The sequence below is a fragment of the Candidatus Poribacteria bacterium genome (genome assembly GCA_021295755.1).
Taxonomy (GTDB): domain Bacteria; phylum Poribacteria; class WGA-4E; order WGA-4E; family PCPOR2b; genus PCPOR2b.
This window is the reverse complement of sequence record JAGWBT010000024.1, coordinates 1-13,591: the sequence shown is the minus strand read 5'-3', so window position 1 is coordinate 13,591 and position 13,591 is coordinate 1. Positions and strand designations below refer to the sequence as shown.

11 protein-coding genes are annotated in these 13,591 nt (G+C 49.0%); 5 read left to right on the top strand and 6 right to left on the bottom strand.

What is annotated here, in order from left to right; translation table 11 throughout:
• Positions 1-25: 25 nt before the first annotated feature.
• The 3 genes from J4G02_04725 to J4G02_04715 form a co-directional block, all read right to left on the bottom strand.
• On the bottom strand, positions 26-1,360 hold the full coding sequence (locus J4G02_04725) for a trypsin-like peptidase domain-containing protein (protein MCE2393891.1): 1,335 nt from the start codon (positions 1,358-1,360) through the stop codon (positions 26-28).
• 828 nt (positions 1,361-2,188) lie between these two features.
• Positions 2,189-3,583: a phosphoribosylaminoimidazolesuccinocarboxamide synthase gene (locus J4G02_04720; protein ID MCE2393890.1), complete on the bottom strand. Its 1,395-nt coding sequence runs from the start codon at positions 3,581-3,583 to the stop codon at positions 2,189-2,191.
• 77 nt (positions 3,584-3,660) lie between these two features.
• Positions 3,661-4,758: a site-specific DNA-methyltransferase gene (locus tag J4G02_04715; GenBank protein ID MCE2393889.1), complete on the bottom strand. Its 1,098-nt coding sequence runs from the start codon at positions 4,756-4,758 to the stop codon at positions 3,661-3,663.
• Positions 4,759-5,008: 250 nt separating this feature from the next.
• Between J4G02_04715 and J4G02_04710 the strand changes: the two genes are divergently transcribed.
• The 3 genes from J4G02_04710 (at position 5,009) to J4G02_04700 (ending at position 7,498) form a co-directional block, all read left to right on the top strand.
• Complete coding sequence (locus J4G02_04710; GenBank protein MCE2393888.1) at positions 5,009-5,626, top strand: DsbA family oxidoreductase; 618 nt, start codon at positions 5,009-5,011, stop codon at positions 5,624-5,626.
• A gap of 84 nt (positions 5,627-5,710) precedes the next feature.
• On the top strand, positions 5,711-6,499 hold the full coding sequence (locus J4G02_04705) for a phytanoyl-CoA dioxygenase family protein (protein ID MCE2393887.1): 789 nt from the start codon (positions 5,711-5,713) through the stop codon (positions 6,497-6,499).
• A 198-nt stretch (positions 6,500-6,697) separates the two neighbouring features.
• Positions 6,698-7,498 (top strand): SDR family oxidoreductase, encoded by an 801-nt coding sequence (locus J4G02_04700; protein ID MCE2393886.1) that lies wholly within the window; start codon positions 6,698-6,700, stop codon positions 7,496-7,498.
• Positions 7,499-7,511: 13 nt separating this feature from the next.
• Here the strand turns inward: J4G02_04700 and J4G02_04695 are convergent, their stop codons facing one another.
• Positions 7,512-8,519: a Gfo/Idh/MocA family oxidoreductase gene (locus J4G02_04695; protein ID MCE2393885.1), complete on the bottom strand. Its 1,008-nt coding sequence runs from the start codon at positions 8,517-8,519 to the stop codon at positions 7,512-7,514.
• A gap of 157 nt (positions 8,520-8,676) precedes the next feature.
• Here J4G02_04695 and J4G02_04690 point away from each other — a divergent pair, with 157 nt between their 5' ends.
• Positions 8,677-9,579, top strand: a complete 903-nt coding sequence (locus J4G02_04690) for a hypothetical protein (protein MCE2393884.1) — start codon at positions 8,677-8,679, stop codon at positions 9,577-9,579.
• Positions 9,580-9,656: 77 nt separating this feature from the next.
• Positions 9,657-10,853, top strand: a complete 1,197-nt coding sequence (locus J4G02_04685) for a hypothetical protein (GenBank protein MCE2393883.1) — start codon at positions 9,657-9,659, stop codon at positions 10,851-10,853.
• Positions 10,854-10,896: 43 nt separating this feature from the next.
• Here J4G02_04685 and J4G02_04680 read toward each other — a convergent pair whose 3' ends face one another.
• Together J4G02_04680 and J4G02_04675 are read right to left on the bottom strand one after the other, a co-directional pair.
• The gene (locus J4G02_04680; protein MCE2393882.1) at positions 10,897-12,051 is read right to left on the bottom strand and encodes a Gfo/Idh/MocA family oxidoreductase; all 1,155 of its coding nucleotides are present in this window, start codon (positions 12,049-12,051) and stop codon (positions 10,897-10,899) included.
• Between the two features lie 42 nt (positions 12,052-12,093).
• On the bottom strand, positions 12,094-13,086 hold the full coding sequence (locus tag J4G02_04675) for a calcium/sodium antiporter (GenBank protein MCE2393881.1): 993 nt from the start codon (positions 13,084-13,086) through the stop codon (positions 12,094-12,096).
• Positions 13,087-13,591: the final 505 nt, after the last annotated feature.

The following is a 13,591-nucleotide window of genomic DNA, read 5'->3' as shown; positions in this document are numbered from 1 at the left end:
GGCTGAAGTTGCGATTCGTCTACGTTCAGCGAATGATTAAGTCGGACAGCTCCCACCGCTTGCTGTCTCGCTGAAAATAAAGACTAATCTGTTGAGGGCGCTGTAACTGGTTTATGATACGTTTGAAATCTTCGAGCGAATTAACCTTGAGACTGTTAATACGGTAAATGAGATCGCCTCGTTTCAATCCACGCTCCGCCAACGTGCCTCTTGGCTGAATCTTTGTAACGAGGACGCCACGCTGCGTGTATTTTTCTGTCTGTTGTTGATTCAATTGTTCAATTGTGATACCCCAGCCGGGTACAGCGTAACTCCATTGAAGTTCTCGAATTCTTAGGCGTAGATCTTTGCGCTTCCCATCGCGGAGCACGCGGAAAGTTTTTACCTGATCTTCACGCAGAAGACGGGTGATTGCCCAGAATGTCTCTGAATTGGAGATCGGTTTTTGATCTATCGCTTCAATGACATCGCGACGGCGAAACCCCGCTGCCTCCGCCGGGCTTCCCCTCTTTACCCCCGCAACCAACACGCCGATGCCCTCTTCCAAATCGAGTGCTTCCACCAACCTCTGCGTTAAATCTTGGGGTTCAATACCAATTTCCGGTGGTATGACCGCCCCATAGGTGACCAATTGATCGACGACTTTTTGGACGACATTAACCGGAATGGCAAAACCGACACCTTGTGAGCCACCGCTTGTGGAATAGATCGCCGTGTTGATACCAATCAACTGCCCGTATAGGTTGACGAGTCCTCCACCGCTATTACCCGGATTAATGGACGCATCCGTTTGGATGAGGTTACGGTATAGCCGATCCTCGGTCTTCAGGGAACGCCCCGTTGCGCTCACAACACCGACGGTAACAGTAGGGCTTGCATCCTCAACCATGGTCGCAAAGGGATGTCCAATCGCAATTGCCCATTCTCCGATCAGCAGATCCTCAGCATTGCCTAATTCAATGGCTTTTAGTTCGGGCATATCAATTTTTAAGACAGCAAGGTCTGTGAGGAAGTCCTCCCCGGCAACTTCGGCGCTCGCTTCCCGTCCATCTGAAAGGAGTACCGTTATCGAATCGGCCCTTTCAATAACGTGCTGATTGGTGATTACATAGCCTTTTTGGTCAAAAATTACTCCAGATCCAAGTCCGTGTAGGGTGCGCCGTTGTGGGACTTGGAAGGGGAAATCGAAAAACGGAGCCCAGAAGTCATCAAAAAATGGAGAGACATTTACCGTTGTCGTCCGCGTTGTGCTGATATTAACGACGGCAGGACTCGCATACTCAACGGCATTGACGATGGCGTTCCGTCGGGAAATTGATACATCTGCTTGCCGCTCTGACTTTGATTGGGCCTCCCCCATTTGAGGCGCCGCGATCAATAAACAAAGGAGTAAAATGTGAAACGTAAAAGTCCTATAGATATTGAGGCTTCGTTGAATACATAACTTCAAAAATACTATCTCCGCATGCCTGAACCGCTTTTAAGTCGTATTAACTAGTACACTGTCATGCAAATTATGCTTGTGTATATTGATTGAAAGCAAACGATAACATATATAATAATTGCAAAGCTTATCTGACAGAGTACTAGCAACTTAGATTATTATATATTTCTTAGGCAGCCATTGTCAACAGCAGAAATTTACCGAAAATTTCCTTTAGGGGTAAAGCCTAAGCCTTTAGGTTCCGATTCGGTTTGTCCTGATCTATCGGCGGTGTGGGAGTACGTCAAAGTTACCGGCACCGGGAAGCAGGATACAGACGCCGGTATAGGGGTAGGGCGTTGCCCCTTGTAAGAGGTGAATTAAGACCGGAGGTAAGAGCCCGGCTTCACTATTGAGAGCACAATTAGAAAGCGGATTCTAAACAGTTGAATGGGCTTGCCCTAACAATCGCTAAGAATCTAAACGCTTCAGCTTTTAGAGTACGTCAAAAAATGTCTGAATGATGTCTAACCGCAAACAAAAAGGGCGATAACACCCAATCTTGGCTGCTATCGCCCGTAAAACAAACCTTTTGAAAGTTCATAACCTTCGGAAGGATTTATTCTTTGACTGCTCCCAAGCATAAATGCTTGGGATTCTTATGATAGACTGACCAGTAGTCCCGATTTATCGGGACTCTGTGCTATCTTCTTACTTCGGCATTCGTTGCCTTGATTCACCAAGAATAGTCGCTCGCGTTGTTCTTTACAACAACTCCCGCCCAACAATCAGGCGATACGCCTCCAGATATTTTTCGCTGGTTTGACGGATGACCTCCGCTGGCAGTTCCGGTGCCGGGGGCTCTTTATCCCAGCCAATATCACTCAGATAGTCACGAACATACTGTTTGTCAAAACTGGGTGGGGAACTGCCGGGCTGATACGCATCCTTGAGCCAAAAGCGAGATGAATCGGGGGTGAAGACCTCATCGATGAGAATCAGTTGACCATCAATTTGCCCAAATTCAAACTTGGTGTCGCAGAGGATGATTCCGGCCTTTTCGGCATGCTCGCTCGCGGCTTCAAACAGCGCAAAACTAGTCTGGATAATTTTATCCGACAAAGCCTTTCCAATCGCCTCCTCCATCTCTGCGATTGAGATGTTCTCATCATGTTCCCCCTGTTTCGCTTTCGTGGCAGGCGTAAAGATGGGCTCCGGCAACCGCTCTGATTCGGTTAGCCCTGCCGGCAGCTTTTCCCCACATACCGTTCCGTCCTGTTTATACTCCGACCACGCAGATCCCGCGATGTATCCCCGCACGACGCACTCGATATCAATTCGATTCGCCTTCCGCACAAGCATGGATCGCCCTTTGAGCACTTCCGCATCAGTCTGCAGCACGTCAGGATACTGTGAAACATCAGTAGTGATAATGTGATTATCGACGATTGATTTTGTGTAGTCAAACCAGAACTCAGAGAGTCCGGTCAGGATTTGTCCTTTGTACGGAATCCCATTTGGCAGCACAACATCAAACGCCGAAATTCGGTCCGTTGAGATAATTAATAATTGCTCGCCGAGGTCATAGAGATCTCGGACTTTACCTCTCTCTCTCAGATCATCTCGCATCATATCAATCAATCCTTCCTTTAACCGCTTCCGAGCGTCATGGAGTCGCTTCTTAACTGTTGTCACAGGCACCTCCAAAAACTCGGAAATTTCTTTCTGTGAATAGTTATTCATATAGAAGAGTGTCGTCACTGAGCGCTGGTTTTCTGGAAGCGCCTTTATTGCAGCTAACACGTCCGCTTGCAGCTCCCGTTCCAAAGCGATTTCAACCGGACTTTTCTCGGCGGAAGGCATCTCAACGGCCGTTTCCAGCGGTATGATTTCAAGCCGCGCTCCACGTGTGAGTCGATTACAGTGCTTTCTGACAATCAGGCGAAACCAGCCCGGGAAAGCAGCGGGGTCACGGAGTTGAGCCAAGGTTCGATAGGCTTCGATAAATGCCTCTTGTGAAGCGTCTTCAGCCAGATGAAAATCACCAAGTATCGAATAAGCGTAACCCACTGCCATGTCTTGAAAACGATGGACAACCGCCCCGTATGCGTCCAGATTTCCAGCTTGCGCTTGTCTTACTAATGATGCCAACACTTCCATAATGGATTCCAAATCAAGATTTTTAGAAGGCCTTCTGATGATAAGTCCCAATTTCTCAGAAAAAGGTTACGAAATATTTACGAAATTTTCTTTTGGGGCAATTGTCCGACGACTTTTGGACGTGTACCTTGAGATTTTGCTGAATACATGACTTCAAAAATATTATCGCCGCATGCTTGGATCTCTTTTAAGTCATTCAACAGAATATGCTGTTCTTGGCTCGTCACCACCGGACAGTCATAATGTTTGTTTGTATATTTCAAAGGTCCCGAATTTTCGATCCGGCTTTTGACAAACTCAAAATGTGTTATCAATCTGTCGTGCAAATAGTCGTTTGAAAAATTGACAATATCGCATACAATAGGGCAAATTGCCTGCTGAAAACTTTTGTCGATTTCAACACCGATACTATTGCGTCCCGATGTCAGCGCAGCTGCAATCGTGGTTCCTGTGCCTAAAAACGGGTCGAGTATCACATCGCCTTTCACAGAGTACATATTGATCAGTCGATACGCTAAATCAAACGGAAATGCAGCACTTCTCGATCGGGCGGTCGTATTAGAAAGTTTCTGCTCTGTTCCCTTAATATCTGTCCAAATATCCGAATACCAGATATTTCTCTCTTCCCAAAATAGCGCACTTTCGCGTCTGTTCTTTTTTTCGTCCTCTGTCTTAAATTCTCTTTTGGAACCTTTCCTCACTATCAAAATGTACTCGTGCTCCAGAGTCACATAAGCACCGGCGGGCAGCATACCTGAACCCATAAATTTATTGGGAGCGTTGGTCTGTTTTCGCCAGAGGATATCAGGAAGTGCCGAAAACCCGATATCTAAGAGGTAATTCAGGATTCGTGCATGATTTGGATACAAACAGAAATCGTCTTTTATTTTTCGCGTCGCATCGCCGATATTGATACACGCAAATCGCCCCTCCCTTAGAACTCTGAACAGTTCATCCCATACAGAATCGAGAATCTTGTGTATCAACTCATAAGCCTGTCTACCATCGCCATTTGCTAATGCCTTCCGAATTTCTGGGTTCTGGGTGCTAAACATATCATCCCACATGTCGATCATAGGATACGGCGGAGAGGTAACTACCAGATCAACGCTCTCTGAAGGGATTTCCTTCAAATTTCTCGCATCTTGAAAAAGGATTTTATGGCTAGTTTTCATAGACAGACTCGCGTAATGTGGCGTGAAACTATCCGATAAAGAATTATTGGATTCACTGAGTGATAGGGACCACATAGCGTTATCACATATAACCTCTGAATCAACGGGAAAATTTGGCTTGCGGTTTATTATATTCTTCTCAAACAACCACGTCAATGACAGAAATTTGCGAAGCGTTTGGATGGCTTTCAATCTTCTAGTCGCTATATATTCATCGAAATTTTTTGTGGTTGGTGATATAATACCTTCCATGAAAACAATCAACGTAACAGTTTACTCTGACTATGTTTGTCCATACTGCTACATCGGTGCAGCGCGAGTACACCAACTGCAACAGGAGTACGATCCGCCGATTGTTTGGAAGAGTTTTGAGCTTCACCCGGAAGCACCGGCGGGCGGCATCCCATCATCAATGTTTTATCAGAACAATCCGAATCTCAAACGGATTTCTGAAAACGCACAGCAGTTGGCGGCGGCTGCCAATCTGCAACTCCCCGATCACGTCATTTATTCTAATTCCCGACTTGCACTAGAGTTGGGTGAATTTGCCGAGCAATCCGGGAAAGGTGAACCGTTCCGAGCAGCACTATTTGACTCATACTTCGAGCAGATACAGGATATGGGAGATGAATCGGTGCTTTTAGACATTGTTGAAGAAGTTGGACTTGCGAGAGAGGCAGCAGCTGAATGTCTCTCCGAGCGCACGATGAAAGCCTGTGTCGATTTACAGATACAGGAAGCAAGAGGATATGGTATCACCGGTGTCCCAACATTCATCATTGGAAAATATATGGTTGTCGGTGCACAGCCTTATTCCGTGCTCAAACAGGCGTTTGAGTTGGGGTTGGAAGAAGGGGAAGCCGGCTAAATAAACCTAAATCTTTGAAGTATGTGAAACAGAATCTACCGACTAGGCAACTTTCAGTCCAACCAACAAGGAGGGAGAAACATCATGGGCTTGGATACGAAATATGACATCGATCAGATGATGGAGGAGTGGCGGATTAATGGCTTCATCGTTTTCGAGGATCTGATACCGACAGAAACAATAGATCGTATCCTTGAGGCGTGGATACCAATTCGAGACCGCGACATCGAGCGGCAGGGGAAGTATCCGCCCCGCGGCTATCATCGCTATAACGTGCGCGTACCTTTCGAGCGACCTTTTGTAGCCCCGGAGATCTTTGAGCATCCTGCCCTCGTTGCGTTTTTGGAGCGTGTGCTGGGTCCCGATTATGTCTGGACGCACTTCGACTCAAATATACCGCTGCCGGGAACAGATTATCAGCGGTGGCACCGGGACGGCAAAGCCTCCCTGTTTCCGGGAATTAAGACGCCAGCATTCTCTGTGGGCGTCAAGTTTCCACTTGTTGACACAAACGAGGAGAATGGGAGCTTTGAAGTAATTCCGGGAACGCAGTATGTGGGTGAGGAGGGCTTACCCACTAACCTGAACGACGTTTTTGGCGAGGGACTCAATCGCCGCGGCAACTACCACCCAATCCGCCTCAATCTGAAGAAAGGGTCTCTCTGGGTGCAAGACCCACGCAATTTCCATCGCGGTACACCGAATAGATCAGACCACCCGCGTGATGAACTGTGTATGGCATTCAGCGTCCCGTGGCTGTTCAGCCAATGGCTGCATGAGTACACCGAAAAGCATTTTCCAAGAGATCTCTGGGAAAGCCTACCTCCCCACGCACAAAAGGTGTTGAAATGGCAGCGGGTGAAAGATGAGTGAGGAACGTGAAACGTGATGCGTGAAACGTAAAAATAATCTGTTCATTGGTCCAGTCGGGCTAGAAAGCCCAACCTATGGGGCCCATAAAAAAGTGCAAAACGCTAAAAGAAACCGAGTTTTTGGTAGTAAGGAACAAGGATTGTTGTTCCCTACGGTTTCTGCTGCACGATTTCTTAACATGAGTCAAAGGAGATTTCTATGCGTTTGAAAGATCGAGTTGCTATTGTCACCGGCGGCGGTGGCGGGATGGGGACCGGTATCAGCCTATGTCTCGCTAGGGAAGGTGCGAACATCGTCGTGTCGGACGTAAATCTTGAGGCTGCACAGGGATGTGTGGAAAAGATCGAAGAGACAGGTCAACGCGGATTGGCAGTCCAATCAGATGTGACCAAGGAAACAGATTGCACTGCCCTAGTGGAGGAAACCCTCAAAACGTTCGGACAGGTGGATATCCTTGTCAACAACGCAGGACATTTTGGTGAGAATCTTGGGCTGCCGTTCACCAACCAAACGGAGGCAGATTGGGATGATAACTTAGCCGTCCACGTCAAGGGTCCCTTCTTCCTCTGTAAAGCCGTTGCTTCGCACATGATCGAGCGGAAATTTGGGAAGATTATTAATATTTCGTCAATTGCAGCAAAGCGAGATCCGCAGATTGCACCGGCTTACGCCGCCGCGAAGAATGCTCTGTTGAACCTGACACGGTTGGTGGCTAAAGACTTTGGACCCCATAACATCAACGTTAATGCGATCTGTCCGGGGATGCTCTGGACCGGGTTCTGGCACAGGCTCGCGCCGTTAATCGCCGAGAACGACCCGACTTACGCAGATCTTGAACCGCGTGCCCTGTTCGAGCAGTGGGTCAAACAGAACACACCACTCCAACGGGAGCAGACACCGGAGGATATCGGCAACCTAGTCGTCTTCCTGTCGTCGGAGGAGGCTCGAAACATCACCGGACAAACCATCCATGTCGATGGCGGCGTGGCCATGGGATAGAGAATCTCACTCTCTACCCAATTTGGACAACCTGTGCGCGTCGCGCAGATTCATTTAATGCGTCGCAGACACGCATTGTATTGATTGCTTCAGTTGGCCAGCGCGGCTCAAGCTGCCCAGTCCGAACAATGTTTGAAAACCGTTCGATCATACGCACCTCTTGGATACAGCCTCCACCCTTATGTTCCTCGTTCCGTTCCTGTGCACCGTGCACCCAGAAACGGGTCGAATCCTCTGCCCGGGGTATTACGAAATCGTCGCATACAATAGAGGCTTGGGTGCCAGCAACCTCAAACCACCTGCGGCTCGCCGTATCATAACCACAATCGAATGAGGCTACCCGCTCGTCTTCAAACCAGAGTGTGCCCGACAGGTTGAGTTCTACATCACGATAATAGCGTGCAGTAGCAAAGACCTGCGTCGGTAAATCGTCGAATGCCCAGAGAATGCAGCGAACGCAATAGTAACCGAGATCGCCGAGGCAACCGCCAGCAAGTTCTTTTTTGACGCGGATGTTGTCTTCTGGAATTGTGTCCCAACCGGTGGTAAATGCTGCCGTCACCCGGCGCAGCTGTCCTAAATTCCCATCATCAATGACCCGCTTCATTACAGGGGTGCGCACGTGATGCACCCACATGACGCCATCCATCAGTTGCACATTGTGCTGCTGACAGGCATCTGCCATTTCTATTGTTTTCTCCATGTTTGCTTCCAACGGTTTTTCGCACAGCACATGCTTGCCCTGTTCCGCCGCTTTGATAGTCCATTCGGCGTGCATTGAAGGCGGTAGCGGGTTGTAGATGGCATCAATTTTTGGATCTGCGAGGAGTACCTCATAGTTTCCGTAGGCTATTTCAACACCATGCTCAGACGCCCAGCTTTTGGCACGTTCTTCCGTTCGACTCGCGATCGTGGTCAACTCGGCACCATCTGCCAAGTTGATAGCGCGTGCAACCTTCGTTGCGATCCTAGCTGTGCTCAAAATCCCCCAACGCACATTTTGTTTCGCTTCACCCATCATAATTCCCCCGTTCAGAGTCCATTTTCAATAGAATTGTTGTTGTCCAAATTCCCAATCAGTGCTATAATGCCGATTAAACCTTGCGGAGGTTTTTAACATCTTTAAGGTCGGATTTTATGTAGCATATTCCATATCCAATAAGGAGTCAAGTGCAAAAATGAGACGTCTATTGCTTGTTATATGTATGATTTCATTCGCTGTCGGAGGCACAGCATGGGGCTGGTGGTCAGGAGGACATGGCATCCTGACGAGAGCAGCAGTTCAAGCGTTGCCCGATAGCGTGCCGGATTTTTTTCGCGCTGGGGAAGGAATGATTGCTCACTGTTCCTATGATCCGGATATCTCAAAGAACCGTGGGGCACCCCACGTTAATAGTGCAGAACATCCAGAACACTATCTCGATCTAGAACTTTTGCAGGGCAAACCTCTCCCGAAAAGCCGGTATGAGTTTACCCAGTTGTGCACCGAATTGGGAATTAAGCCCGACAAGGTGGGATTCGTGCCTTACGCTCTCGCTGAATGGACAGAGCGTCTTGCCGTGGCATTTGCTGAACACCGAAAATGGCCCAACAATTCCTTTATTCAGAGCAAGTGCCTAGTCTATGCCGGATTTGTTGCTCACTATGCACAAGATATGTGTCAACCCTTGCATCTGACAATTCATTTCAATGGCTGGAAACAGCCAGATGGTTCTGTCCTACATAAAGGAATTCATGAGAAAACGGACGCGCTTATCGAGTATCTAGAGCTTGATCCGTCGACCCTGGCAAAAGATCAGGAAATTCAACCGCTCGATGACCTGATGGCTGGTATTGTGGAGGAGTTCCATGCGGGATTTGCTCTGCTCAAACCGGTGTATGAGCTAGGAGATAGCCTACCCTCTTTCCGAGACAAAGATTGGGAGCGTGTCCCGGCAGTCATTGACTTTGCGACTGAGCGCGCGCGTGAAGCCACACGTTTTACAGCTGCGCTCTATCTGACAGCTTGGGAATTGTCGAGTAAGATTAAACTGGAGGGTTGGCTGGACCGCGCACAAGACGACGGGGAAACAACACAATAATTAGAGGAGCTCGTACTAAAAGAAACCGAGTTTTTGACAAAAACTCGGTTTCTAATGCTTACGCGAGGACTATTTGAATGGCTGCGAATAAGATAGTTGATATACAGGTGTGCGAATTGCAACCGCCACCGCCGAGCGAAGAAGGAACGCCAGCCCGTCGCCCGTCTTGGGGGCATACATTTGTGCAGGCGACCCCTCTAGACAGATTTGATCAACCGGTTCATCGACGAAGTCCGGGTGGCTTGGTATGGGTTAAGGCCATCGCTGATGATGGAACTTGGGGCTTGGGGCTTGCTGACACGGGTCACGTCGCGACGATACTTATCAAGGAGTGTCTTGCGCCGCTAGTTATCGGGCAAGAAGTGGGTGCGATTGATCTTTGCAACGATTTGATGTGGCGCGGAACACTCGCCTTCGGCAATGAAGGCTTGACAGCACACGCCGTGGCTGGCGTGGATCTCGCGCTCTGGGATTTGTGGGGCAAAATCTTGGATCAACCAGTCTATCGACTCGCTGGAGGTCCCGCGCGCCGTTCTATGGATGTGTATGTGACCGGTAACGATGTGGATTGGAGTATAGAACTTGGGTTCAAAAAGTTTAAGCTGGCGCGACCCTATGGAGTCTACGACGGTCAAGCAGGGATTGATGGCACAGTGGAGCTAATCGCAAAGACCCGTGAACAGATTGGTCCTGAAGCGGATCTGATGCTCGACTGCTGGATGGCTTATGACGCCGATTACGCCGTGCAGATGTGTGAAGCATTGCGTCCCTACCGGATGCGGTGGATGGAGGAGATGTTAGTTCCACACGATTGGAAAGGGTTAAAAGCCGTACGTCAGCGCGTTCCATGGCAGACCCTCGCCACCGGAGAGCATTGGACAACGCGTTGGCCCGGTATGAAAGCAGTGGAGGAAAGCCTAATAGACCTCGTGCAGGCAGACCTCCACTGGATCGGTGGTTTTACGGAAGCGATGAAACTGGCTCATTTTGCAGATGCAGCCGGCATTCCAATGTGTCTGCACACCGGTGCCAACAACCCTTATGGACAGCACTGGACCGCCGCCATGCCTAACACACCGTTGATTGAACTTTTTCAGGCTTCGGCACCGGGTATTCCATTGGAGGAATGTTACCTAGGGGCACCCTCGGAGTCAGGACGGCACTGTTATCGTACCCCGCCGGGAACCCTGATGCCGGTTGATGGCAAGCTCGGTCTGCCATCGGGACCCGGTTTTGGGCTTCAGGTGCCAGAGGGATGGCTGCAACCGATTTGAAACCTCCCAACACACAATCAAGAATTGGTGGGGCAGCGGTAAATTACCTGCCCAAACGTTCAAACTCCGTTGAGAGCCAATCCCAATAGGGACGGGGCATCTCAGAGGGTGGATTTAACGCTGCTTCTCTGCGCCAATGGTGTAATGGATGCTCGCGGTTCTCTTGCGGGAGATCTACGCGCGTACCGTAAGCGGCAGATTCAAATACGCCCATCAAGACCTCCAACACACACCGCCCTTCTAATCCGCTGCATTCATGCTCCCGCCCTTCGTCCAAGGCGCGGACATACTCCTCGACAAACCAGTAGTCTGCCTCTGCTGCGCTGCTGTCCGGCTGATAGCTTTCAGGATAGATTGACTCAAGAGCTTCCCATTGGTCATGCTCTCCATCAGGGATAAAATGGGGCTGGGGCAGCCACCATGCTTGGTCCCCTCTCCACATCAAGCGTCCTTCACTGCCGTACAACTCCATCGCATAAGCGGAAGAATCCATCTTATCAAAGCGATGCTGAAGAAGTGTCCCGGTCACGTTGTTATCAAATTGTAGCGATGCTGTTATATGCTCACAGGCAATGGTCCCCATCCCGCTCGGTGATGGCACAATATCGTCCGGGGTGATCGGATGCCCGTCTGTCGTCGCTTGAGTGACCACACTACGGGGACGACCACCGAACCTAAGCATATTGTTAATCATGTGCGTACCGATGTTCATCAAGCCATAGCCGCCGTAGTATCCTTTGCCGCTGCCATAGATGTATCGCAGCTCGCCGATTTTTCCCTCTTTGTACGCACGCCCAATCGCTTGCATTGATGCACCAACCCGTCCTTGATGATGCACAGCGGTGCGCACACCTTTCTCCTGTGCTCGCGCAATGACAGCATCGGCTTGGATTAGATCGACGCACATCGGCTTTTCGACCTCAATGTTGACGCCGTGTTCTAGAACGCGCATACACAGGTCATAATGAAATTCCGTTCCTGTCGGGATAGCCACAATGTCCGGCTCCGTTTGACGAATCATCTCGTCCAGATCGGTGAAACGCGCAGACACATCAACCTCGTCTCCGAGCGTGTTCAATCTCTCTTCGACAAGGTCACAAAGCGCGACAATTTCTGTCCGTGGATGTGCATGATACGCTCTGGCTGCCGCTGTTCCACGTCCTCGACATCCTAAAATATTGACACGGTATGTCTTCATTTTTGCCCCCTTGTTAGGCTATTTCTGAAACCTTAAATAGTTTTAGCCTCCCGTAATTTTGTAACTCAGAATTGTCACAAACAGGTATGCAGCGATAAGTATAACACCAAAAGGACGTTTCAAGCTGTCGCCCGAAACAAATATGCCAACGCGAAAAACAACCAAGATAAATAGCATCAGTGGGAAAAGCAGACGGAAAAAGTGTGTTGGTGCTTCTAAGCCAGCACCCGTTACGGCAGCAGACGCACCAGCGACAAAAAGCACGTTGAGAATATCGGCACCGATAACGTTTCCTACCGCAAGTGCGCCATGTCCCCTCCTTGCAGCAGTCACCGCGGTTACAAACTCTGGCAGAGAGGTTCCGAATGCCACCAATGTAGCGGCAATGATGCTTTCGGGAACTCTCACTCTTTCGGCGACAATTTTAACCGCCGGAATCAATACCACTGAGGAGGCAACCACCAATATGATGCCAAGAACCAACTTGGCGACGACCAGCACCGTATTAGCGGAATCTTCGTGGCTCTGATCCATTTCCATCGTGCTGTCGCTGTCGGCATCGCGCGACCAACGAATCGACTGCCACATATAAGCGGCAAGTAAAATGAGAAAAACAAAGCCCATCACCTGCGGGAGACGACCGCCCTCTGCAAAGGTTGCTCCCAACGAACCGAAGGGCAGGCAGGCAATCACTAACAGAAATCCCGCTCCCAGTTGCAACCAGCCTTGGCGATTGACAATTTTCCGATTGAGTGGTAGAGGAGCGATAAGCGCAGCAGTACCGAGAATAAGCCCAGTGTCACAAATAATCGACCCTACCGCATTCCCAAGGGCGATATCCGGATCCCCTTGGACGGCAGCGAGAACGGAAACAGCGGCTTCGGGTGTCGTTGTCCCAAGGCTCACAATTGTCGCTCCGATAAGCGTCTGTGGAATGCCCCACCTCGTTGAAAGAGTAACCGCTTCATCGACCAGTATATCCGCTCCTTTTCCAAGCAGATAAAGAGTGATCGCAATGATGACAAAAAGCCAAATTGTATGTAGATTTCCAAGCTTGGATTCGAGCCAGCCTTCTAAACCGTGAGGGGTGTCTGCATCCCCAGAGTCGCCAAAAGCAGCAAAACTAAAAACAATGACTACACAGATTAAACAAAAGAGTAATTTACGTTTCATCATCTCCTCATTATAAAATTATTTTTTTTATCATTTGAAAATTCTTAGGACATACACACTTCAGTTCTAAGAGCAGATAGGAACGCAGATTTCGCTGATTGTCGCAGATAAAAAGAGAAAAAAGGATAGCAATCTGTGTTCAACCACGCTTATCGGTCCCATTTGAATCTTTAAATTCTGATGGGATTGACTTCATCGGGTGCTTGTGGCGATAAATCGCCGAACTACAGGTATCTGAGTATTCAACTGCGTAAGTTCTAAATTCTATTACTTCAAAATGACCATCGGTCTAGTACTGTGTCAGATAAATTATGCTTTTGTGTAATAATAAAATCGTTTGAATTTCTGCCGTGCTTGATTGAGAGTA

Coding starts and splice junctions, on each gene's coding strand:
- J4G02_04685 (MCE2393883.1), top strand. CDS start 9,657: ATGGCTGCGAATAAGATAGTTGATATACAGGTGTGCGAATTGCAACCG.
- J4G02_04680 (MCE2393882.1), bottom strand. CDS start 12,051: ATGAAGACATACCGTGTCAATATTTTAGGATGTCGAGGACGTGGAACA.
- J4G02_04695 (MCE2393885.1), bottom strand. CDS start 8,519: ATGATGGGTGAAGCGAAACAAAATGTGCGTTGGGGGATTTTGAGCACA.
- J4G02_04700 (MCE2393886.1), top strand. CDS start 6,698: ATGCGTTTGAAAGATCGAGTTGCTATTGTCACCGGCGGCGGTGGCGGG.
- J4G02_04720 (MCE2393890.1), bottom strand. CDS start 3,583: ATGGAAGTGTTGGCATCATTAGTAAGACAAGCGCAAGCTGGAAATCTG.
- J4G02_04715 (MCE2393889.1), bottom strand. CDS start 4,758: ATGAAAACTAGCCATAAAATCCTTTTTCAAGATGCGAGAAATTTGAAG.
- J4G02_04705 (MCE2393887.1), top strand. CDS start 5,711: ATGGGCTTGGATACGAAATATGACATCGATCAGATGATGGAGGAGTGG.
- J4G02_04725 (MCE2393891.1), bottom strand. CDS start 1,360: ATGGGGGAGGCCCAATCAAAGTCAGAGCGGCAAGCAGATGTATCAATT.
- J4G02_04690 (MCE2393884.1), top strand. CDS start 8,677: ATGAGACGTCTATTGCTTGTTATATGTATGATTTCATTCGCTGTCGGA.
- J4G02_04710 (MCE2393888.1), top strand. CDS start 5,009: ATGAAAACAATCAACGTAACAGTTTACTCTGACTATGTTTGTCCATAC.